This window comes from Enterobacter sp. PTB, from assembly GCF_051130085.1.
Classification (GTDB): domain Bacteria; phylum Pseudomonadota; class Gammaproteobacteria; order Enterobacterales; family Enterobacteriaceae; genus Enterobacter; species Enterobacter ludwigii.
Genome location: NZ_JBDKEE010000004.1, coordinates 323,064 through 345,161, shown reverse-complemented (window position 1 = coordinate 345,161; position 22,098 = coordinate 323,064). Strand labels below are relative to the sequence as shown.

The window sequence follows — 22,098 nt, the reverse complement described above, 5'->3', positions numbered from 1 at the left end:
CTATTTTCTGCAGGACGTCCCGCCACCCCATTTATTACGACCACCAGTTCCATCAGGATGGTAAATTTTATGGTAGCTTTTATGATCATTAAAATTTGCTAACTACAGTGCCGAGGGGTGTCACCATGATGCCACGCCCTCCGTTTAGGCGATAACCATATGAATTTACGATATCTTAGCGATCGAACTTGCTTCGCTACACCGGGGTATTTGCCTTGTCACACTCGTTCAAAATCAGAGTCCACTTTCAAATGCTTGTATGCTCTGAAGAGTCCAAAGTATGTTCATGGAACACATAGTACACCTTAAGCCTGGTTCAACCTTCCACGTGACCTAATTGAATTCTGCGAGATGGAACGCCCCCACCTCCGGTTCAAACTAACGGAACAAGTTATAATGTAGCGCACCCTCGTGGCGGGTTTTTGCTTTTGGGGTAAAACTAAGCTAGGGATCGTTCCCATCCGAATCCAGCAGTTTATTTTTAAAGATAAACAAACAAGCCTCGTTGAAGTTCTCTGCCCCCAGCCGTTCTGAGAGCGCGGTCCGTTTACGGTAGAGGCTTTTAATCGACGTATTCAGTTCCTGTGCCACCTCTTCCATCGCCATGCCAGCCCTGAGCAACCGCAGCATAATGGCTTCATGCGTGCTCAGCCGTAAGTTCAGCAGCCACTTTGTTGTCAGACGTTTGCCCTTCATGTTGAGCACCAGGTTGAATAACGACGCCATATCGGGTGCCGTGAGCGACGTGTTCATGAACAACTTCATGCTGAGCAGATTCTCCTCGCGATGCCGCATATCGAGCATAACGCAGCAGATTGTTTTTTTCGTTCTGGCCGGATGGCGTATCAGGTAATCATATAAACGCAGCGGTGCACGGCTATCAATCAATACAGAATATTCATCTGCGCCGTTATCAAATATCTTTCTGTCAATGGAGTCCAGCAGGATTATATCCGGAAAAAATATCCTCATCCCCCTGACAAGGTAGCGATCCTGTGTCACTAACACTATTGAAGTTGCCACTAACCATCCCTTTTAGATTAAAGCAAGAACGACCCTTCGGAAAGAAGTCCGCCTTCGTTTTATAGCGCTTTTATATTAACGATAAATGTATTCTGGCTTTGATTGACCCTCAATTCGCACATTCATTGATACGCCTTCCCATAGACTATCATTCAATGGCTGCCATTAATTATAAGTAAAAAACAATCTCAGAAAAGTCACTTTTATGGATATTAAGAATTTTTGTCATGAAACTTCCCAAACATGCACCGGAAAGTACTTTAATTCACACCAATAAGGCACATTAAAAATATAAACAAATTTGTCACAATATAAATAAAAACCAATAAAATCATAAAGTTAAAAATATAAACTCATTTCAAAATAATCGTTTAGGACAGCTCATTACAGAATTATCTCAAAACAACCACCCTGCTTTTCAACATATTTATCTGCCAACATATCGGGTGTACATTACCAGCCACTTAGCCCTGACCATAAGGACCCATAATTACCTTTAAGTAAGTACCCCATAACGTAACTGCATTCAGATTAAACGTTCTCATTTATGACCTTTAACCCCGTGCTTAAAGGCGGCCGTGTTATGCAATGGATTTATGATAAACAAATGGCAAATAGATATGGAAAGATCACTTCGCTTCAATACGTTATTCTTTTACCGCACTCCCGCTTTATTGTTTCTGTTATTACTTTTCCCCTTTCTGGTTCAGGCAGCAGAATCAGTATATGAACAACAGATTCAGCAGGCGCGTAACGGTAATTACGCACCTTTTCTGCAATATCTTCAGCGTTATCAGCAGCAACATGCCCTGACGCCTGAGCAGGTTGCGGACTGGTTGCAGGTGGCGTCCTGGGCGGGTCGTGATGACGACGTTATTCAGGTCTGGCTGCGTTACAAGGTTTATATGCCTCTTCCTGCCCGTGGCGTGGCTGCTGCTGCTCAGGCAAGGCGAAACCAAAAGGCGTGGCAACCTGCGTTAATGCTCTGGAAGGAGGCGTGTAACCTTGCACCGGATAACGACGATTATCGCATCGGCTACATCAAAACCCTCGCCGACGCCCGCATGGATACACTGGCTCTGCAGGAAGCACGGCAACGGGTGGCGGAAAAGCCCTCTCTGGCTCACCTCCAGACGCTCTCTTATGTCTATTCACGCCAGGGGAAAAACCAGGAGCGGCTTTTGGCAGACATCCGTGCGTTGAATAGTGCGCCAGCGGATGACGCCCTTCGTACTGAGTTGATTGATGCGTTAACAGACAACCGGGCCGACACGCCTGCCCTGCGGCTTTCACAAACGGTGACGCTGCCCCCCGCGCAACGTCGCCGCCTGGCACTCAACGCCGCCGCCGAAATGGTACGCCTCGCCGATGTGCCTGCCCGTACTGAAACAGAGCGTTTGCAGCTCGCGCAAGCGGCGCTGAACCGCTATGACGAGCTGCTGTCCCGCTGGCAAAACGAACCTCAGGCAGCGGAGGACGTTATCCGGGCCCGTGTCGATCGGCTTGGCGCGCTTCACGCCCACGGTGATTATCCACAGGTCATCAGGGAATATCAGGCGTTAACGTCGGCTCAGCATCCCGTGCCGACCTGGGCAATTGGCTGGGTTATCTCCGCGTATCTGGAGGAGAAAAATGCCGATGCCGCCCTCTCGCTTCTCAAACGTTATCCAGACTATGCGCCGGATCCGCAGGACGACGATCATGCGCTCTTCTACGCCTGGCTGGATACCGGGCAGTATCAGGCCGCTCGCCAGTATGTTGAGAAGATAACCCGTAACACGCCCTGGACCCGCTACGATTTCGGTTCGCCAACCCCGCAACCCAACGATCAATGGCTCATCGGGCAGTCGCTCACCTTTAACTATTTGCTGATGACCAATGCCCTTCCGCAAGCCGAAAAGCTGGCGCAACGTCTGGCTGCGTCAGCGCCGGGAAATCAGGGATTACAGATTGACTACGCCACCTTACTTCAGGCGCGGGGTCTGCCGCGGGCGGCGGAGCAAAAGCTCAAAATGGCCGAGACGCTGGAGCCATCCAATATCGAGCTGGAACGGCAGCAGGCCTACGTCGCAATGGATCTGCAGGAGTGGCGACAGATGGATTTACTGGCCGATGACGTTATCGCCCGCGCGCCTGTCGACGGGAGCGCCCGACGTCTGGACAGGCTCAGAAACGTCCATCACCTGTCCGAACTGCGTCTGAACGCGGGCAAAGGACTGCACTCTGATAACCCCGTCAGCGGCACACACGATCTGAGCTGGGATGCCACGCTCTACGGTCCGCCCGTCGCGGATAACTGGCGGCTGTTTGGTGGAACCCGATTTGCGCAGGGCAATTTCGACGAAGGCAAAGGCAGCAGCCGCCACCTGTTTGCCGGCGTCGAATGGCGGCCTCGCGACCTTCTGGTCGAAGCAGAACTCTCCGGCAACCATTATCACGGTGCAAACAAGCCCGGTGCTCGCCTCTCGGCGGCGTACAGCCTGAACGATAGCTGGCAGGTGGGCGGAAACCTCGAACGTCTTTCACGCACGACGCCTTTACGGGCACTGCGTAATGGCGTCAGCGCAAACCGGGGAGAAGGCTGGGTTCGCTGGTATCAAAACGAACGCCGTGAGTACCAGTTTAACGCCTCTGCCAGCCACTTTTCCGACCATAACCGCCGCCAGGAGTTCGCCCTTACGGGTAAAGAGCGGCTGTGGCAGACACCCACCCTGACGCTGGATCTCGAACCGGGTATATCAGCGAGTACCAACACCCTGCGGGACACGCTCTATTACAACCCGGAGCGGGATCTCTCCGTAACGGCGGCCCTGTCCGTCGATCACCAGATGTACCGCCATTACGACACGCTCTGGAGCCAGCAGGTCGTTCTCGGAGGCGGGGAATACTGGCAGAAAAATCAGCCCGCTGGTGCCATCGCCCTGCTGGGTTACGGGCAGCGCATTCAATGGAACAACGTCATTGATAGCGGCGTGATGCTGAACTGGGACAAGCGCCCTTTCGACGGTAAACGAGAAAGCAATCTCTCCGTCACGTTTGATGCGAATTTACGCTTTTAAGGATGAATATGCTGAACAAACGTTTTTCTGTGAGCCTGATAATTATCGGCTGGTTATGCCTCAGCGCGAGCGTCTGCGCTCAGGCCCTCTCGTTTATGTCCCCCCAGGAACGGCCACAGCCTGAGGCGAGTAAACCCTGGCCAACAAACCATTTTCTGGTTCTGGCCTACCATGACGTTGAAGATGATGCAGCCGATCAGCGCTACCTGTCCGTTCGTACCAGCGCCCTAAACGAGCAGATCGGCTGGCTTGTGCATCACGGTTATCACGCCATTAGCGTGCAGGATATTCTGGATGCGCATGAGGGCAAAAAAACGCTGCCGCCCAGAGCCTATTTACTCAGTTTTGATGATGGCTACAGCAGTTTCTACACCCGCGTCTGGCCACTCCTTCAGGCCTGGAACGTCCCTGCGCTGTGGGCACCGGTGGGCAGTTGGGTAGATACGCCAGCGAATCAGAAGGTCAATTTCGGCGGACTGATGACGCCCCGCGAGCGCTTTGCAACCTGGGATATGGTGCGGGAGCTAAGCCAGTCTCCGCTGGTTGAGATTGGCTCGCATACCTGGGCTTCGCATTACGGCATACCGGCTAACCCACAGGGAAGCCGTGAACCCGCCATCGCCAACCGCTTTTACGATAAAGCGACGGGGCGTTATGAAACCGATCGGCAGTTCAACCAGCGGATCGCTGATGACGTGCGCAAAGTTACCGATAAAATTACCCGGGTGACGGGAAAAGCGCCCCGCGCCTGGGTCTGGCCCTATGGCGCCGCGAACGGCACATCGCTCGCCATCGCCAGAAAGCAGGGTTATCAACTGGCCTTTACCCTTGAGGATGGGCTGGCGGATGTGCGCGATCTCGGCAATATTCCGCGTCTTTTGATTTCCGGAAATCCCTCGCTCAAATCCTTTGCCAGCACGGTCAGCCAGATTCAGGAGGCCGATCCCGTGCGCGTCATGCATGTCGATCTCGATTATGTCTACGATCCCGATCCGGCCCAGCAAACCAACAATATCAACAAACTTGTCCAGCGGGTTTACGACATGAAAATCAGTCATGTTTTCCTGCAGGCGTTTTCCGATCCGCTGGGCGATGGCACGATCAAAGCGCTCTACTTCCCTAACAGCCGGCTTCCGGTGCGCGCCGATCTGTTTAATTTTGTCGCCTGGCAGCTGCAAACCCGTGCAGGCGTAAAAGTCTATGCGTGGATGCCGGTGCTCTCTTTCGATCTCTCACCCGCACTCCCGCGGGTACAGCGCTGGGATCGTCAAACGGGCCAATTGCACGAGGCTACCGACCCCTACATCCGCCTCTCCCCGTGGAACCCCGAGGTTCGTCAGCAGGTCACGGAAATCTATGAAGATCTTGCCCGCTACGCCAGCTTCAATGGGATCTTATTTCACGACGATGCGGTACTGACAGACTTTGAAGATGCCGGCCCGGATGCCCTGCGCGCCTGGAATAACCGCAGCATCGCCGCGATGCAACACGATCCGGCCGCCCTTCACGCCTGGAGTCGCTTTAAAAGTCAGACGCTCATCGGCTTTACCCGCAGCCTTAGCCAGGCGGTGAAAAACATACGCGGCCCGCAGATTAAAACCGCGCGGAATATGTTCGCCCTGCCCATCCTGCAGCCCGAGAGCGAAGCGTGGTTTGCACAAAATCTGGATGATTTTCTGATGACCTACGACTGGACGGTTCCGATGGCTATGCCGCTGATGGAATCCGTTCCGGCAGAGGAAAGCGATGCCTGGCTCACGCGGTTGATCGCCGCCGTTGCCGCACGGCCCGGAGCGCTCAATAAAACCATTTTCGAGCTACAGGCCCGGGACTGGGAGCAGAAACCTCAACGTGCCGTGCCCGACACGCGTCTGGCGCAGTGGATGCGCGTACTCCAGCTGAACGGCATCAAAAATTATGGTTACTACCCCGACGATTTCATCAACAACCAACCTGATATTTCACGCATCAGGCCTGAATTCTCTTCGTACTGGTACCCTGACAATGACTGATCGCATTATCGCATTCTCTATTTTATGCCTGGTATTCGGGTTGCCTCTGGGCGTGGCAGCCCTCTTTACCGGAGAACTGATTCTGGATTTTGTCTTCTTCTGGCCACTGTTCATGTCCGTGCTCTGGATAACCGGGGGGCTCTATTTCTGGTTTCAGCTTGAACGGCACTGGTCATGGGATAAGCAGACGCCTGCTCCCACGTTAGACGGCGATCCGTTAATTTCAATCCTGATCCCGTGTTTCAACGAGGAAAGAAATGCCCGGGAGACCATTAGCGCCGCGCTGGATCAGCGCTACCCCAATATCGAAGTTATCGCGATCAACGATGGTTCTTCTGACAACACCGCAGAGGTGCTGCAGCAGCTGGCGCAGGAACAGCCGCGCCTGCGCGTCATTCACCTCGCAGAAAACCAGGGGAAGGCGGTGGCGCTTAAGGCCGGCGCGGCGGCGGCACGCGGCGATCTGCTGGTCTGTATTGATGGCGACGCCCTGCTCGATCGTGATACCGCAGCCTATCTGGTAGAGCCGCTGATTAAGTATCCCCACGTCGGAGCCGTCACCGGGAATCCGCGTATTCGCACACGATCAACGCTGATTGGCCGTATTCAGGTAGGCGAGTTCTCATCGATTATTGGTCTCATCAAACGGACGCAGCGGATCTACGGCAGGGTCTTTACCGTCTCCGGGGTTATTGCGGCCTTTCGCCGACAGGCGCTGGCAGATGTGGGGTACTGGAGCCCGGATATGATCACCGAAGATATCGACATCAGCTGGAAGCTTCAGCTTCGACACTGGGATATCTTTTTTGAGCCGCGGGCGCTGTGCTGGATCCTGATGCCAGAGACGTTAAAAGGTCTGTGGAAACAGCGTTTACGCTGGGCGCAGGGCGGTGCAGAGGTCTTTCTGGTTAACCTTCGCAAGATCGTGCGCTGGGAACATCATCGCATGTGGCCGCTGTTTTTAGAGTACGCGTTGTCAACGCTCTGGGCATTCGCGTATGCGGTGACCGTGTTGCTGTTCATTGTCAGCCATATCATTACGTTACCCACAAACCTGACCGTCGAGAGTCTGTTTCCTCCTGAATTTACCGGGTTGCTTCTGGGGGTCATGTGTCTGATGCAATTCCTCGTCAGTTTGTATATCGAGCGGCGCTATGAAAGAAACGTGGCGAGTTCGCTTTTCTGGGTGATCTGGTTCCCGATGGTGTACTGGATGATTGGTCTGTTCACCACCCTCGTCGCCTTTCCAAAAGTCATGCTTAAACGTCAGCGTGCACGTGCGCGCTGGATCAGTCCGGACCGGGGAAAAGGAAGCATTCAATGAACGAAAATACGCTAATTCTGACTGAACATCGGCTATTGCCCCGTCTTTTTGATGCGGTGCTGACGCTGCTGGCATGGGGAGGTTTTCTGTTTTTCCTCTATGCCAATCTGTGGATGCAGGTAACCGAGGAGAGCAACTACCGCTGGGGCATTATTATTGCCTCGTTTAATACGGTGCTGATCTATTTGCTGATCGCCGTGCTTAACGGCTGGTTGCTCATTCTGTGGTATCAGTACAATCGCCGTCGCGCTCAGGTAAGGCGGCGGCGTCCCGATACCTGGCGTCACGATGAGCTGGCGAGAAGCTTTAACGTCCCCCCGCAAATCATTTCAGAGATGAGTCAGTACAATTTGCTGACGGTCTATCATGACCAGATCGGCCGCATCATTGACCTGAAGATAAGTCAGCAGCACGACGAGCATCCCTGAGCCGCCAGAAAACGAAAAACACCCGCAAGGAACACTTGCGGGTGTGTGTTGACAGCCGGAACAGCTTACTTGTCTTTCACCACAATCAACGGTTCGATGTCGCTCTCTTTCTTCACCACCAGCGAATCATCCCCGCGCAGACAGGTGCCGCCGTAGTTACCGCCCACGGTAAACGTACAGACCTGGATATGCTTGCCATCCACCTTCGGCAGGCACCACAGCTGCTGGTAGATATTTTTGCGATCGACAAACTTGCCGCTCGATTTATCCAGCACTTCATCCCCGGCGCTAATCAGATCGATATTGCTGCCGCAGCGTCCGGCAATCGGTTTGATGGCGTAACCGGTCTGTTTCAGCAGGTCGTTAACCTCGAAATCGGTATCGAGCAGATAACGGTGATTCGGGAACAGCTGCCAGAGCACCGGGAGGATCGCCTTGTTGCCGGGAATAACCGTCCACAGCGGTTCGAACACCAGCACTTCCGGACGCAGCAGGACGTCAATCAGCCGTACGTCACCTGCCGGATACCCGGTGCGGATCGGCACGGCGGCGTATTCGGTTTCGCTCACCTCGCGGATCTGCTCTATCGCCGTCTCCCACGCCCAGGTTTTCCACACGCAGTTAACGTGACGGCCTTCGTCGTCAATCAGTTGCCCGGCCGCATCCCAGCTGAGAGCGTTAAGCCCATGCAGAATTTTGGTTTCAAACCCGGCCTGCAGCAGAGAGCGCTGAATAAAGAGCGCGTGATAATCCTCTTCGACGTCATTGTCCTGCATGATGTGCACGAACGGACGCGCATGGCTGTGCTTCCACGCGCCGGTAAGTTCTTCCAGCAAACCTTCCGCCGGATTGTGGCCGTTACCGCGATAACCGTTCTTCACCCACTCTTCGAGGATTAATCCCCCTTCCGTGTGGCAGGAGGCGGAATCGGCGTTGTACTCGTAAACCTTGATGCCACGCTCATCCATACAGAAATCCATACGACCGGTGATCATATGGTGACGACGCCACTGCCATGAGAGGCGCAGACGCGGCCAGAGGATTTTAGGGATGTCAAAAAGCGCCAGTAAGTTATCGTCTTTCAGCACTTTGTCGGTCGCGTGCAGGTACATCAGGTGCAGTTCATTGGTCGCTTTGATCAGCTCCTGCTCGGCACTTTCGGTGATGGTAAAATACTGGCAGGGATCTTTATTGATAAAGTGGCCGTTTGCGCGGACATATGCCTGCTGCAGGGCGTCGTTTTCGTTGAGCCATTTCCCGTCAAACTGACGTTTATTCTTCAGCCGCGCACCGCTGATTTTGAGCAGTTCACCGTCGAGTTCCGGCTGCGGGATGCTGTGCTCCGTGTCGTCCGTCTGGATCATCCAGCCGAGAATTTCGGTATCGTTAAAGGTGTCATGCAGCGTGTAAGTACCGTTCTCAACGGTCATTCGCAGCTCGCGCGTCCACTGCTGCCCGAGCGGGAGCGGAGAGTGAATAACGTTCTGCTCGGCAATGCGCACCTTATCGTCCAACAGTTGCGTGATCACAGCAACGTGGCCGGTCTCATGAAACTCCCCGCCCTTTTGCCAGATAAGCAACGCCCCGGCCTGCGGCGCGCGTTTCGACCCATTGGCAAAGGCCTGAAGCGGCAGGATGTTATCGTTCACGACCTGGCGCAAAAAGCGCAGAGAGAAGATCTCCCACGCCATACCGACGTCGGTGAAAACACATCCATAATTGAGGAACAGAAAACGGCGGGCGAACTCAACACACTGCCACTTATGGCCCATGTATTCATTGCCAATATAGCTGCGAAAATCCGCGTCTTCCGGATAACGACGCGGATCGAGACTGCCGTAGTTTGAAGAGTAAATCGCCACGCCACCCGGCGCATAACCTAATAACGTCCCGAATGGCGCGTCACTGCTTAACTTTCCTTTACGCATGTATCCAACCTAAAACGGGCAGGCGGCAATGTTGAAAGGGTTGTCGTCGTCTGCACGTTGTAATTAACCTGACAGAGGTGGGATTTATCATACACCCGTTCCGCTGTCTGTGTAGCGTGGCGCGAAGGGGAAATGTATTGCGCTCAGTTCGCTAAACCCTCCCATGAACTCCTGCTACACTCCCTCAACACATCACAAAAAAGGCAGGCCAACATGTCAGACGAAAATACCTATCAGCCACCCAAAGTGTGGGAATGGAAAAAGAACGGCGGCGGCGCGTTCGCCAATATTAACCGTCCGATCTCCGGTGCGACGCATGAGAAAGAGTTACCCGTGGGTTCGCATCCGCTGCAGCTCTATTCTCTGGGCACACCAAACGGGCAGAAAGTGACCATCATGCTGGAAGAGCTTCTGGCGCTTGGCGTGACGGGTGCCGAGTACGATGCATGGTTGATTCGCATTGGTGAAGGCGACCAGTTCTCCAGCGGCTTTGTTGAAGTGAACCCGAACTCGAAAATACCGGCGCTGCGTGACCACTCAACGACACCGCCCACGCGCGTATTTGAATCCGGCAGCATCCTGCTCTATCTGGCAGAGAAGTTCGGCCATTTCCTGCCAAAAGATCCGGCGGGACGTACGGAAACCCTGAACTGGCTGTTCTGGCTGCAGGGCGCGGCCCCGTTCCTCGGCGGCGGTTTCGGCCACTTCTATAACTACGCACCGGTGAAGATTGAGTACGCGATTGACCGCTTCACGATGGAAGCCAAACGCCTGTTCGACGTGCTGGATAAACAGCTGGCGCGTAGCCGCTACGTGGCCGGTGAAGAGTACACCATCGCCGATATGGCGGTCTGGCCGTGGTTCGGCTGTGTGGCGCTGGGTAGCGTGTATAACGCCGCCGAGTTCCTCGACGCTGAGAAGTACACCAACGTTCAGCGCTGGGCGAAAGATGTTGCACACCGCCCTGCCGTGAAGCGCGGGCGTATCGTTAACCGCACCAGCGGCGAGCTCAACGAGCAGCTCCACGAACGCCACGCGGCGAGCGACTTCGAGACCAATACGGAAGACAAGCGTCAGGCGTAATTCTCTGCCGGGCGGACCACCGCCCGGCAACAGGGATCCCTGCCAGGGGCATGATTTGCTTAAGGGTTGAGCCGGTATTACTGGCACTATGCGGACGTTTTTCTCAGGTCAGATGACGAGAAAAGCGGACTCAACCGACAGCAGTCACAAAGGATTTGTTATGAAATTGATGAAAACAGCGCTGATTATCAGCACCCTGATCTTTTCCACTTCTGGTATGGCGATAGATAAAACCGCCGCCGGTGCAGTGGCCGGTGCGGCAATTGGCGCAGCCACGGGCAAAGATTTGAAATCCACGGTAGGCGGTGCGGTCGTTGGCGCGGGTACCGGTGCGATGTTCAAAAACGGCGACAAAGGTAAAGCTGCGCGTAAAGGCGGCGCGGTGGGTGCCGTGGTGGGCGCAGGTGCTGCAGCGGTAACAGGCAACAGCGTACTGAAAGGGGCTGCCGTCGGTGCCGGCTCTGGCGCACTGATTGGTGAAGCCACCCACTGATAAGCGGCAGGCGGCGCTCCGTTTGGTTCGCCTGCATTTAACCGAAAAAAAGGCCGCACACGGCGGCCTTTTAGCAGTGATTATGCCGAGAGGCGGAATTTCTGCACCGACCGCTGAAGCTCTTCGGTCTGACGTTCAAGCGCGGAGGCCGCTGCCGAGACCTCTTCCACAAGCGAGGCGTTTTGCTGTGTCACGCCATCCATTTGCGTGATAGCAATACCCACCTGCGAAATCCCCTTACTTTGCTCCTCAGACGCAGACGCGATTTGCTTCATGATGGTCGTCACTTCCGTCACATCACGCAAAATGGCATCCATGGTGGTGCCCGTGTCGCCCACCAGCTTTGCGCCCTGCTCAACGCGGGAAACGGAATCGGTAATCAATCCCTCAATTTCTTTTGCCGCGTTGGCGCTGCGGCTTGCCAGGCTACGCACCTCGCCGGCCACGACGGCAAACCCACGTCCCTGCTCGCCCGCGCGCGCCGCTTCCACGGCAGCGTTGAGCGCCAGGATATTGGTCTGGAAGGCAATGCTGTTGATCACATTGGTGATTTCAGCAATCTTCTTCGAGCTCTCAGAAATACCGCTCATGGTGGTCACCACCTCTTCCACCAGCGAGCCGCCGCGGCTGGCCGTTGTTGACGCCACATCCGCCAGCTGGCTGGCCTGACGCGCGCTTTCCGCGTTCAGCTTCACGGTGGCGGTCAGCTGTTCCATGCTGGCCGCCGTCTCTTCCAGTGCGGCGGCCTGCTCTTCGGTACGGGACGAGAGATCGTTATTACCGCTGGAGATCTCCGTCGCGCCGCGCCAGATATTCTCGCTGCCGGAGCGAATAGAGCTCACCGCTTCTCGCAGGCTATCCTGCATCGCGCTCAGCAGAGGAACCAGTTGACCCACGCAGTTGCGACCGAACGGTTCAATCGGTTGACTGAGATCGCCCTGGGCAATCTGGCGGAACTGCTGGCGAATGCGAGCCAGCGGTTTTACCAGCATCGCCACCAGGTAACGGTCGGTGAAGAGCAGTATTAACAGGCCAATAATCGTGGCGGTGATAATTACCGTGCGGGTCATGCTGGTCAGGCTGTCCACGACCACTCGGGTGCTGTCGAGTGCCCGGGCGGCCGCGTTGTTAAAGTTCTCCGCAGCAGCACCAAACGCACGACTCAGCGGAGGGGTGATGTTATTCGCCTGCTGACGGTAGCCCTCCAGAGAGGACTGCTTCGCCTGCTGCATTTGCGGCGTTACGCCCTGCTCAAGCAAAGCCTGCCAGCTACCGATCACCTGAGCTGAAACTTGCTCATCCATCGGTCCTGGTGAGATTGCCTTCATCTCAGCCAGTTTCTTCCCCATATTGTCCAGCGCCTGCTGGGCAGGGGCCAGGTCCGGTGTGCCGCCCGCGGCTTTCACTTCCATCGCGCGACTCAACCGGGTCACAAAGCGAAAATACTGATCGTTACCCTGACTGAGTATGGTCATCTGTTTGACCAGCTGGCGATCCACCTCATTGCCCTCTGATACCCGTGACAGAGACCAGGTGCTGTAAAGCCCCACGCCCGCCCACATTAAACAAAAGATCCCGAGAATCGTCAGCATGACGAAACGGATCGTGAAATTACGCAACATATTCATAAGTCTTCCTTGCCGTGAGGGTGAATTCGCCCAGAGGCGAGTCTTACCCTCGTTATCGGCAGGAATGAGCAAATTCATCACCTTTCACGCATTATTTTTATTAAAATTTTTACTGCCCCTGCGTTCATTCAGAAAAAAGAGACATTTTAGAAGGGGAAAATTACCCTGCTAAGAATGTGTTTTACTTTGTCAGTGGATAAATAAATGTAAAACTGCAGCGCATTAAATTAACGGCCATACCTCCTGAGGAGTACATCATCAACAGGTTGCGTCAATCAATAGCGCTACCCTTTCGCGAAAACCCGCTTAATTTGCAGGGTAACTATTCAGTTCTATTTATCACACAAATATATTAACACCTAATTATCAGATCTCCTGATTTAAATACCCCAATAACTTACTCCTTATCTTTTAAATTTCATTACATCCTTTACTTATGAGAAATTCCTTAAATTAAATAAATTCCTTTACAAGGATGTCGACGATTTTTTATTAACGGAGTTTCAGATGCGTAAATTTATGAACCGCACATTGCTTTCGCAGTGTGTCTTAATGGCTTTAACCTCTTTCGGTACCCAGGCAGCAATGACGACAGCGACACCGTGTGAGGATGGCGTGACGACGCAAACCTGTGGATTAACGAAATATACCGATGACAGCTTTTATCAAAATCCCGGTGTAACAAATGCGGTTATGGCCGACGCCACGGCGAATAATATTTTCATGGATGGTCATCGAGGTGATGGCGACACGCAGTCATTAACGGTATCCGGAACGGATATGTCAGGCCACTATATCCAGGGAAGCAACGGCGGTACCGCGAATATCACCCTGAATAACGGCGCTACGGCCGATATGATTGAAGTCGGTAGCGGAGGCGCGACCACCAATACCACCGTGACGGTTGATGGCGCGACGCTGAACGGTGAAAACAGCACAGGCAATTACCAGGGTAATAAAATCTATATGATGGGCTCAGCGATTTATCTCGATCCCCTGGATAAAGGCTACCACACAGTCAATATTGAGAACGGGAGCGCGCTGCATGGCAGCATTGTAAGCGCCGGCGCTGGCGAACAGGATATTACCCTCAGCAACAGTACAATGGATAAGGGCGGTATTTATGCAGGGAGCGATCAATCAAATACCCGCATTACGCTGACCGGAGCCACCGTCGATGCCTCGCAGAGTGAAATCGCGCAGAACATGGGCGACCTGGCCGAAAAACTCAGCGAGTATAAGCCGTTCAGTGACATCAACCTGGATGGCGTGGGCGATCTAGCCATCGCCATGTACGGCACCCAGGCCGATTCCCTGGCCCTGAATAACAGTACCGTCACTGGCGATATTGGCGTTATTAATGAAAAGGGGTCGACATCACTTACGTTTACTAATAAGAGCGTCGTGAATGGCAATATTACCCTGAACGGCAGTTCAGCGAATTCTGTTCTGGTGGATAACAGCACCATTAATGGTGCGGTAAATACCGGTCAAAACAGCGGCAATACCACCATCACGCTGCAAAACAATGCCACCGTAAATGGTGATATTACAACCGGTGCGGGCGATGATACGGTCGTGCTGACCAATAATTCTCATGTTAACGGCAATGTTGATGGCGGTGACGGTAGCGACACGCTGTCAATGGATGCCGGCAGTTCTGTTTCTGGTGAAATTAGTCAGTTCGAGACGGTGAACACGACCAGCAATAACAGCATCGCCATTGATAAAATTAACGATGCCACCAGCTGGAGTTTGCAAAATGGCTCAACGCTTGTCGCTACTACCACCGGCAGTAATGCGATGGTAAATATGAGCACCGACAGCTTTGTTGATTTCGGCAATATCACCGGGGTTAATAACGCCGTTGTCGTCAACAGCATTACTCCCTCGGCACAAAATCAGCAGAACGTGATTCTGGGTACGTTCACCACTTCAGGCACCAGCACCCCGCAAAATTATGCGGCGGCCACCTTCACAAATGGCCAACAGAATGTTGAAAACCGTAGCGGCGCTTATAACTATGACAACAGTCTGAATATTGTGGCCGCAGATACCGCGCCGCAGACACGCCTTACCGCCGATAATACGCAGTCGTGGAATATCGAATTTAACAGCCAGAAGGGCAGCCTCGCGAGCGACGTTCAGGGCCTTGTTGCCGGTCTGGACGCTGCCGAGCAGGCCGGACATCAGGTGGCTGATGATATCAGCAACCATATGAATCAGGTGCATCTGGCTAACCTGCTCGGCAAGCAGGAGGAAGGTGCGCAGGTCTGGGGTGATTTCCTCTATCAGAATGGCAATTTCAGCAATGATGTTGACTATAAGAGCATCACCCAGGGCGCTCAGGGTGGGGTGGACTGGACGGCGCATCTGGACAACGGTGATAGCGTCACTGGCGGTATTGCACTGGCATGGACACGCAGCCGCGTGCAGGATACCCATGACGGCGCTGATAGCTTTAATGACAGCGTCTACGGAAATTACTACAGCCTGTACGGTGGCTGGCAGCAGGCGCTTAACGGCAGAACATGGGGTATGTTTGCCGACGGTAGCTTCAGCTATGGCGATATGCGGTACACCCTGTCTGCGAATAACGTGACGGGGAATACCAGCGGCATGACCGAAGCACTGCACGGTTCGACGGATGGCACCCTGTATATGGCGCAGGCGCGTACCGGTGTGAACGTGTTGCTGCCAGGTGAAACCCTGCTGCAGCCTTACGCCACCTTAGGCTGGGATCAAACCAAAGCAAACGGCTTCTCCGACAGTGAAGTGGCCTTCGCCGACAGTCAGGTCTCTTCCTGGAACAGTGGGGTCGGGTTGAGACTCACCACAACGCTTCGCGATCTGAGCAAGAACGTGCAGATGATGCCGTGGATCGACGCACGCTTCCAGAAAGAGTTCAGCGACGATACTGATATTCAGGCGGCGGATTACCACACCACCTCCGGCCATAACAACACGATGGGGATCTTCGGAGCAGGCATCAATGCAACGATAGCGCATAACTTCACGCTCAATACCGGGGTGTATGTCGGCACCGGTGACGTGGACAACGATGCCAGCGTGCAGGCGGGGATGAGCTACAGCTTCTGACGAGTGAACGCCCGGTCAGTCTGATGCTGCCGGGCTTTAATCATTCAGGGTGGTCAGGCATGTCATCGCTTATCAACAGGATTTGTGATTTGATAAGCACAGAATGAAAACGTTGTTTCGAAAATTCATCGACAAGAAAGGAGACATCATGTCCTGGCACCCTTACCCCGCCCGCTACGAAAATATGCAGTACCGCTATTGCGGAAAAAGCGGCCTGCGCCTGCCGGCGCTGTCGCTTGGTCTGTGGCATAGTTTCGGCCACGTACAGCCTCTCGACTCTCAGCGGGCGCTGTTGCATAAAGCCTTCGACCTCGGCATTACCCATTTCGATCTTGCCAACAACTACGGCCCGCCGGCGGGAAGCGCGGAAGAAAACATGGGGCGTCTGCTGCGGGAAGATTTTGCCGCGTATCGCGATGAACTGATCATCTCAACCAAAGCAGGCTATGACATGTGGCCGGGGCCATATGGGTCGGGCGGGTCGCGCAAATACCTGCTCGCCAGTCTCGATCAGAGCCTCAAGCGCATGGGGCTGGAGTATGTGGATATTTTCTATTCTCACCGCGTGGATGAAAATACGCCGATGGAAGAGACCGCCGCTGCGCTGGCCCAGGCTGTGCAGAGCGGTAAAGCGCTGTATGTCGGTATCTCCTCCTACTCCACGGAGCGCACCCAGAAAATGGCGGACCTGTTACGTGAGTGGAAGATCCCGCTGCTTATCCACCAGCCATCTTACAACCTGCTCAACCGCTGGGTCGATCACACCGGCCTGCTGGATACGCTTGAGAAAAACGGGGCGGGTTGCATTGCGTTTACGCCGCTGGCGCAGGGTCTGCTGACCGGAAAATACCTGAACGGTATTCCTGAAGATTCTCGTATGCAGCGTGAAGGCAAGAAGGTGCGCGGTCTGACGGAAAACATGCTGACTGAAGCCAACCTGAACAGCCTGCGTTTACTGAATGAGATGGCACAGGCCCGTGGTCAGACGATGGCGCAAATGGCACTGAGCTGGCTGCTGAAGGATGAACGCGTGACGTCCGTGCTGATTGGTGCGAGCCGTCCGGAGCAGATCGAAGAGAACGTGCAGGCCCTGAATAACCTGCACTTTAGCGACGATGAGCTGAAAAGGATTGACCAGCATGTTGCGGATGGGGAATTGAATTTGTGGCAGGCATCGTCGGATAAATAGCGCGGTCTGTCGCGCTCACGCCCCCCTCTCCCTTGGGAAGAGGGGGGGAAATTACTTCTTACTGATCTTATCCAGATACCCCATCACGAACGCAGACAGCACAAACGTCAGATGGATAATCACATACCACATCAGTTTGTTGTCCGGGACATTCTTGGCGTCCATGAATACGCGTAACAGGTGGATAGATGAGATCGCCACAATCGACGCGGCCACTTTATTCTTCAGCGACGAGGCATCCATTTTGCCCAGCCAGTTGAGCTTCTCTTTGCGCTCGTCGATATCGAGCTGAGAGACAAAGTTCTCATAACCGGAGAACATCACCATCACCAGTAATCCGCCCACCAGCGTCATATCCACCAGCGAAAGCAGAACCAGAATCAAATCTGCTTCGGCAATGGAAAAGATGTTCGGCAGAACATGCAAGATTTCCTGGAAAAACTTAATCGTCAGCGCAATCAGCGCCAGCGAAAGGCCAAAATAGACGGGTGCCAGTATCCAGCGAGAGGCGTACATCGCGTTTTCAAAGAAGCGTTCCATAAAGTCCTGTCTGCAAACGAAACCAGCGCCCAGTATATCTCAACGGCGCTGACTGTTTGCAACAACTCACTCGTTGTACGTTCAGACATTGTCAGGATTAACGTCCGGGCGCGCGTACTCCGGCCAGACCAGCACCACCAGTTCCGGATACGCCTCCAGGCTGAACTCACGAAAACACTGGCGCAGGTTTAATACGTCCAGATCGGAACAGGAGACCTTCTCACCGTTAAGGCAACGCTTTTTGATATTGTCATAATATTTATACACCGCGGAATTCAGGTCGCTGCAGCGGCGCTGCGCTTCAAACAACCCAGGCGTGTCATTAATTTCCGACATTTTCATTCGCTTAATTGTCGCGTGCAAAAAGTCGATATATTCATGGTTCACCCGCCAGTACCAAACCGGTGTAACCGAGTTCATCAATACGGAGAAATGGTCTTCACCTTCCTCTTTTGTCATCAGTTCAGGTAGCGGAGGTTCACTGGCGTCTTTCGACACTTGCGTTTTATTGAACTCCTGCATCAATAAAAGAACACCAGCGGTCAGTAATAGTAATGTGATGACCGTAAAAAAAATGCTGTTCATGGGTAGGCTCCATTTTTTTTGATTTTAAAATTGCCTCATGATATTGTCAACGAATCTCACGCCTTTACCAACCCCACCCTGTTGTAATTAAAGGAAATTAAAATGCTGCCCGACTACCTCGTCCCGGCTAAGTACCACATTGCGCCTGTGGAACAGCAAACGACGGAAGCAGAAAAAGAGGCTAATTTCACTCAGGGGAAAAGAAAGCTCTCTGATTACGAGTCTGACATATTAATAGGCGTTTCTCGCACCGGTAAATCCCGTAATATGTTACTGGAAGAGCACGACCGTCATATAAAGGACCGGTTATTTCGCGCCGTTAAAATAGAAGCCTTTGTCCACCTGCTGAATGACCTGCAGGCCGAAGGTGAAATAGATGCCCAGAAATTAAGTCAAATAATCGCGGAAAAAACCAAAGAAATAAACGAAGCCGGCAATGAAATTTGGCTTAATCTAATTACGCGTGAAACCAATAACCCTATTTTTTATAACCTGGGGGAAGAGTAACGTGAAAGAAATTAAAGATAACGACGTTTATTTGGCTTTAGATAACAAAAAAAGTGATGAATTTATCTTAAAGCAAAATCTCGATGCACTGCGAAACACAAAAAATGCCGAGATGACGCGAATAACTCAGGACCTGGTATCGATCCCGGCGACGCTGGTACGCCTGAAATGGCATAATCGCCGCGAGATTTATCCTTTGCAGGTGAAGGAAGAGATATACGGCGCGGTGATGAATACCCTCATCGAACAGCGGCCTGAGCTGAAAGAGAAGCTTCTCGGGCGTCTGGAGGCCAATTATCAGTATCTGCTCGCCAGAGAAGTGGCCACCCTGCGCCTGACGCGCAAACTGTCCGACGGCGAGTACCGCACGTCAAACGTCACCTGCGTTGCGCTTGATGAAGACGCGCTGGCGTCCCACGCGCCTGCGCCTGCGTCCACTGAGACAAAAAACTGATCGCCCGACACGCATAAAAAAAGCCGGCTTTCGCCAGCTTCTTTGTTATTTCGCGGCCGCTTTCTCTTCGCCGACCAGCCCAATCTTGAGATAACCCGCCTGATGCAGCGTGTCCATTACCTTCATCATGGTTTCGTAATCGACGGTTTTATCCGCGCGGAAGAAAACCGTGGTGTCTTTCTTGCCGCCGGTGAGCTGATCCAGCGCCGGGATAACAGACTGATCCGTCACCGGGTCGTTGCCGAGGAACATCGATTTATCCGCTTTCACCGACAAATAGACAGGTTTCTCAGGACGCGGCTGCGGCTGGCTGGAAGAGGCAGGCAGATTCACCTTCACGTCGACCGTCGCCAGCGGCGCAGCCACCATGAAGATAATCAGCAGAACCAGCATGACGTCGATAAACGGCGTCACGTTGATTTCATGCATTTCGCCGTTATCGTCCAGATTTTCGTTAAGACGCATCGCCATACAATCAACCTACGCGCAGTTTAGACGCCGCATGCACCGGTTTAACGGAGCTGGCATTGAGGTCAAGATCGCGGCTTTGCAGCAGCAGCACCTGCGCGGCGACGTCACCGAGCGTGGCTTTATAGTTGCCAATCATACGCGCGAAGATGTTATAGATGACGACCGCCGGAATGGCCGCGACCAGACCGATTGCGGTCGCCAGCAGCGCTTCGGCAATCCCTGGCGCAACCACCGCCAGGTTGGTGGTCTGCGTCTGCGCAATGCCGATAAAGCTGTTCATGATGCCCCAGACCGTACCGAACAGACCGATGAACGGTGAGATCGCCCCGATAGTGGCCAGATAACCGTTACCGCGGCCCATATGACGGCCAACGGCAGCAACGCGACGCTCCAGGCGGAAGCCGGTACGTTCTTTAATGCCTTCGTTATCTTCACTGCCTGCGGAGAGTTCCAGCTCGTTCTGTGCTTCGTTGACTAACAGGGTGGTCAGGCTTTTTCCATGGAAGGATGAGGTCATGTCTAAGGCCTGATCCAGGGAGCGGGCTTCAGCCAGTTGCTGTTGTTCCCGCTTGAGGCGACGCTTCTGCGACAGCAGTTCGACGCTCTTACTGAAGAAGATAGCCCAGGTGATCACGGACGCCAGAACCAGGCCGATCATCACAATCTTAACCACGATGTCAGCATGATGATACATGCCCCAGACGGAGAGATCCGTCTGCATCAAATTATTACCCACTCTGTATCTCCAGGACGCAAATCACAAAATCTGACCGTAATAATATCAAAACGTCGTCGAATTGATAGTAGTTCTCATTAGTATTTACATACTGCCGTAATTTTCGTTCACTTTCCTTGCGCTTACGCAGTAAAAATTTCTTATGCGTATTTTTGCTAATATTTTCTGCTTATTCGATAAGCCCCCGGGTGCAGATTTTTACAATCGTGGTAGTCTGGACGTCCAGACGTATAAAAACAGGGTTAGCGAACATGACAAAGAAGCATCTTGATACCACGCTGGTACAGGCAGGACGCAGCAAAAAATACACTCAGGGATCGGTCAACAGCGTGATTCAACGCGCCTCCTCACTGGTATTTGATACCGTCGAGGATAAAAAAATCGCCACGCGCAACCGCGCCAAAGGCGGGCTGTTCTATGGCCGTCGTGGCACGCTAACCCATTTTTCACTTCAGGAAGCCATGTGCGAACTGGAAGGCGGCGTGGGCTGCGCCCTGTTCCCCTGTGGTGCGGCGGCAGTCGCCAATACCATTCTGGCGTTTGTGGAACAGGGCGACCATATCCTGATGACCAATACCGCTTATGAACCAAGCCAGGATTTTTGCACCAAAATCCTCAGCAAGCTCGGCGTGACCACCGGCTGGTTCGATCCGCTGATTGGCGAAGGTATCGCTGAACTTATCCAGCCGAACACGCGCATTGTGTTTCTGGAATCCCCAGGCTCTATCACCATGGAAGTGCACGACGTCCCGGCTATTGTGAAAGCAGTGCGCAGCAAAGCCCCCGAGGCAATCATCATGATCGACAACACCTGGGCGGCGGGCGTCCTGTTCAGGGCGCTGGAATTCGACATTGATATCTCTATTCAGGCAGCAACCAAATATCTGATTGGCCACTCTGATGGCATGATCGGTACTGCGGTATCCAACGCGCGCTGCTGGGATCAACTTCGGGAGAATGCCTACCTGATGGGCCAGATGGTGGATGCGGATACAGCCTACATGACCAGCCGCGGTATCCGTACGCTGGGGGTGCGCCTGCGTCAGCACCATGAAAGCAGTCTGAAGGTGGCCGAATGGCTGGCCCGGCACCCGCAGGTCGAGCGCGTTAACCATCCGGCGCTTCCGGGCAGCAAAGGCCATGAATTCTGGCAACGTGACTTTACGGGCAGTAGCGGGTTGTTCTCATTTGTTCTTAAAAAACGGCTCAGTAACGACGAACTGGCGAACTACCTGGATCATTTTACCCTCTTCAGCATGGCTTACTCCTGGGGCGGGTTTGAATCCCTGATCCTGCCTAACCAGCCGGAGCAAATTGCGGCCCTGCGCCCCGGTGGAGAAGTGGATTTCAGCGGCACGCTGATCCGACTGCATATTGGTTTAGAAGATGTTGACGATTTAATTGCGGATTTAGCGGCAGGGTTTGAACGTATCGTGTAGAGTGCATGCTGAAAATGTACTCCCTGGACGCTTTTGTGAACACTGCCACCAGAAAAGTCTGCATTAGTTGCGCCCGCGATCAAACCCCACGGGCGAATTA

Annotated in this window: 18 protein-coding genes; 11 read left to right on the top strand and 7 right to left on the bottom strand. The window is 53.5% G+C overall.

The genetic code is table 11. The features are described from left to right. Positions 1-444 precede the first annotated feature (444 nt). Positions 445-972, bottom strand: a complete 528-nt coding sequence (locus tag AAIR21_RS07650; RefSeq protein ID WP_044857798.1) for a helix-turn-helix transcriptional regulator — start codon at positions 970-972, stop codon at positions 445-447. Positions 973-1,643: 671 nt separating this feature from the next. Here AAIR21_RS07650 and pgaA point away from each other — a divergent pair. From pgaA to pgaD, 4 genes are read left to right on the top strand one after another with little or no spacing between them, the layout of a single operon-like run. Next, a complete protein-coding gene (gene pgaA / locus AAIR21_RS07645) occupies positions 1,644-4,082 on the top strand; it encodes a poly-beta-1,6 N-acetyl-D-glucosamine export porin PgaA (protein WP_183516710.1) in 2,439 nt (812 codons plus the stop codon). 8 nt (positions 4,083-4,090) lie between these two features. Continuing rightward, complete coding sequence (gene pgaB / locus AAIR21_RS07640; RefSeq protein ID WP_073396395.1) at positions 4,091-6,094, top strand: poly-beta-1,6-N-acetyl-D-glucosamine N-deacetylase PgaB; 2,004 nt, start codon at positions 4,091-4,093, stop codon at positions 6,092-6,094. Further along, positions 6,087-7,418 carry a poly-beta-1,6-N-acetyl-D-glucosamine synthase gene (gene pgaC, locus AAIR21_RS07635; protein WP_020883671.1) on the top strand — a complete coding sequence of 444 codons (1,332 nt, stop codon included), beginning with the start codon at positions 6,087-6,089 and terminating at the stop codon, positions 7,416-7,418. Before pgaB ends, pgaC begins: the two co-directional genes overlap by 8 nt. Then, positions 7,415-7,846: a poly-beta-1,6-N-acetyl-D-glucosamine biosynthesis protein PgaD gene (gene pgaD, locus AAIR21_RS07630; protein ID WP_047355874.1), complete on the top strand. Its 432-nt coding sequence runs from the start codon at positions 7,415-7,417 to the stop codon at positions 7,844-7,846. Before pgaC ends, pgaD begins: the two co-directional genes overlap by 4 nt. A gap of 65 nt (positions 7,847-7,911) precedes the next feature. Here the strand turns inward: pgaD and gss are convergent, their stop codons facing one another. Beyond that, positions 7,912-9,774, bottom strand: a complete 1,863-nt coding sequence (gene gss / locus AAIR21_RS07625) for a bifunctional glutathionylspermidine amidase/synthase (protein WP_032680303.1) — start codon at positions 9,772-9,774, stop codon at positions 7,912-7,914. Positions 9,775-9,987: 213 nt separating this feature from the next. On the opposite strand from gss, the gene yghU reads away from it, so the two are divergent. Both yghU and AAIR21_RS07615 read left to right on the top strand, forming a co-directional pair. Beyond that, entirely contained in the window at positions 9,988-10,857 is an 870-nt protein-coding gene (gene yghU / locus AAIR21_RS07620; protein ID WP_020883668.1) for a glutathione-dependent disulfide-bond oxidoreductase, read from the top strand. A gap of 160 nt (positions 10,858-11,017) precedes the next feature. Further along, positions 11,018-11,350: a glycine zipper domain-containing protein gene (locus tag AAIR21_RS07615; protein ID WP_020883667.1), complete on the top strand. Its 333-nt coding sequence runs from the start codon at positions 11,018-11,020 to the stop codon at positions 11,348-11,350. 80 nt (positions 11,351-11,430) lie between these two features. On the opposite strand, the gene AAIR21_RS07610 is transcribed toward AAIR21_RS07615, so the two are convergent. Continuing rightward, positions 11,431-12,978, bottom strand: coding sequence for a methyl-accepting chemotaxis protein (locus AAIR21_RS07610; RefSeq protein ID WP_020883666.1), 1,548 nt, complete (start codon positions 12,976-12,978; stop codon positions 11,431-11,433). Positions 12,979-13,485: 507 nt separating this feature from the next. On the opposite strand from AAIR21_RS07610, the gene AAIR21_RS07605 reads away from it, so the two are divergent. Both AAIR21_RS07605 and AAIR21_RS07600 read left to right on the top strand, forming a co-directional pair. Then, entirely contained in the window at positions 13,486-16,077 is a 2,592-nt protein-coding gene (locus tag AAIR21_RS07605) for an autotransporter outer membrane beta-barrel domain-containing protein (RefSeq protein ID WP_079231680.1), read from the top strand. A gap of 148 nt (positions 16,078-16,225) precedes the next feature. Further along, on the top strand, positions 16,226-17,266 hold the full coding sequence (locus AAIR21_RS07600; RefSeq protein WP_025203160.1) for an aldo/keto reductase: 1,041 nt from the start codon (positions 16,226-16,228) through the stop codon (positions 17,264-17,266). Positions 17,267-17,317: 51 nt separating this feature from the next. Here AAIR21_RS07600 and AAIR21_RS07595 read toward each other — a convergent pair whose 3' ends face one another. Beyond that, positions 17,318-17,806, bottom strand: a complete 489-nt coding sequence (locus AAIR21_RS07595; protein ID WP_014171606.1) for a TIGR00645 family protein — start codon at positions 17,804-17,806, stop codon at positions 17,318-17,320. Between the two features lie 81 nt (positions 17,807-17,887). Then, entirely contained in the window at positions 17,888-18,391 is a 504-nt protein-coding gene (locus AAIR21_RS07590) for an ESA_00282 family adhesion-associated protein (RefSeq protein ID WP_020883663.1), read from the bottom strand. A gap of 102 nt (positions 18,392-18,493) precedes the next feature. On the opposite strand from AAIR21_RS07590, the gene AAIR21_RS07585 reads away from it, so the two are divergent. Together AAIR21_RS07585 and AAIR21_RS07580 are read left to right on the top strand one after the other, a co-directional pair. After that, a complete protein-coding gene (locus AAIR21_RS07585) occupies positions 18,494-18,898 on the top strand; it encodes a hypothetical protein (RefSeq protein ID WP_020883662.1) in 405 nt (134 codons plus the stop codon). 1 nt (position 18,899) lies between these two features. After that, entirely contained in the window at positions 18,900-19,352 is a 453-nt protein-coding gene (locus tag AAIR21_RS07580) for a hypothetical protein (protein ID WP_020883661.1), read from the top strand. A gap of 45 nt (positions 19,353-19,397) precedes the next feature. Here the strand turns inward: AAIR21_RS07580 and exbD are convergent, their stop codons facing one another. Both exbD and exbB read right to left on the bottom strand, forming a co-directional pair. Further along, entirely contained in the window at positions 19,398-19,823 is a 426-nt protein-coding gene (exbD, locus tag AAIR21_RS07575; RefSeq protein WP_014171610.1) for a TonB system transport protein ExbD, read from the bottom strand. Between the two features lie 4 nt (positions 19,824-19,827). Next, positions 19,828-20,559 carry a tol-pal system-associated acyl-CoA thioesterase gene (exbB, locus tag AAIR21_RS07570; RefSeq protein ID WP_014171611.1) on the bottom strand — a complete coding sequence of 244 codons (732 nt, stop codon included), beginning with the start codon at positions 20,557-20,559 and terminating at the stop codon, positions 19,828-19,830. A 251-nt stretch (positions 20,560-20,810) separates the two neighbouring features. Here exbB and metC point away from each other — a divergent pair, with 251 nt between their 5' ends. Beyond that, the gene (gene metC, locus AAIR21_RS07565; protein WP_025203159.1) at positions 20,811-21,998 is read left to right on the top strand and encodes a cystathionine beta-lyase; all 1,188 of its coding nucleotides are present in this window, start codon (positions 20,811-20,813) and stop codon (positions 21,996-21,998) included. Positions 21,999-22,098: the final 100 nt, after the last annotated feature.

Excerpts from the sequence above, each read along its gene's own strand:
- AAIR21_RS07650 (WP_044857798.1), bottom strand. The coding sequence starts at position 972 with ATGAGGATATTTTTTCCGGATATAATCCTGCTGGACTCCATTGACAGA.
- pgaA (WP_183516710.1), top strand. The coding sequence starts at position 1,644 with ATGGAAAGATCACTTCGCTTCAATACGTTATTCTTTTACCGCACTCCC.
- pgaB (WP_073396395.1), top strand. The coding sequence starts at position 4,091 with ATGCTGAACAAACGTTTTTCTGTGAGCCTGATAATTATCGGCTGGTTA.
- pgaC (WP_020883671.1), top strand. The coding sequence starts at position 6,087 with ATGACTGATCGCATTATCGCATTCTCTATTTTATGCCTGGTATTCGGG.
- pgaD (WP_047355874.1), top strand. The coding sequence starts at position 7,415 with ATGAACGAAAATACGCTAATTCTGACTGAACATCGGCTATTGCCCCGT.
- gss (WP_032680303.1), bottom strand. The coding sequence starts at position 9,774 with ATGCGTAAAGGAAAGTTAAGCAGTGACGCGCCATTCGGGACGTTATTA.
- yghU (WP_020883668.1), top strand. The coding sequence starts at position 9,988 with ATGTCAGACGAAAATACCTATCAGCCACCCAAAGTGTGGGAATGGAAA.
- AAIR21_RS07615 (WP_020883667.1), top strand. The coding sequence starts at position 11,018 with ATGAAATTGATGAAAACAGCGCTGATTATCAGCACCCTGATCTTTTCC.
- AAIR21_RS07610 (WP_020883666.1), bottom strand. The coding sequence starts at position 12,978 with ATGAATATGTTGCGTAATTTCACGATCCGTTTCGTCATGCTGACGATT.
- AAIR21_RS07605 (WP_079231680.1), top strand. The coding sequence starts at position 13,486 with ATGCGTAAATTTATGAACCGCACATTGCTTTCGCAGTGTGTCTTAATG.
- AAIR21_RS07600 (WP_025203160.1), top strand. The coding sequence starts at position 16,226 with ATGTCCTGGCACCCTTACCCCGCCCGCTACGAAAATATGCAGTACCGC.
- AAIR21_RS07595 (WP_014171606.1), bottom strand. The coding sequence starts at position 17,806 with ATGGAACGCTTCTTTGAAAACGCGATGTACGCCTCTCGCTGGATACTG.
- AAIR21_RS07590 (WP_020883663.1), bottom strand. The coding sequence starts at position 18,391 with ATGAACAGCATTTTTTTTACGGTCATCACATTACTATTACTGACCGCT.
- AAIR21_RS07585 (WP_020883662.1), top strand. The coding sequence starts at position 18,494 with ATGCTGCCCGACTACCTCGTCCCGGCTAAGTACCACATTGCGCCTGTG.
- exbD (WP_014171610.1), bottom strand. The coding sequence starts at position 19,823 with ATGGCGATGCGTCTTAACGAAAATCTGGACGATAACGGCGAAATGCAT.
- metC (WP_025203159.1), top strand. The coding sequence starts at position 20,811 with ATGACAAAGAAGCATCTTGATACCACGCTGGTACAGGCAGGACGCAGC.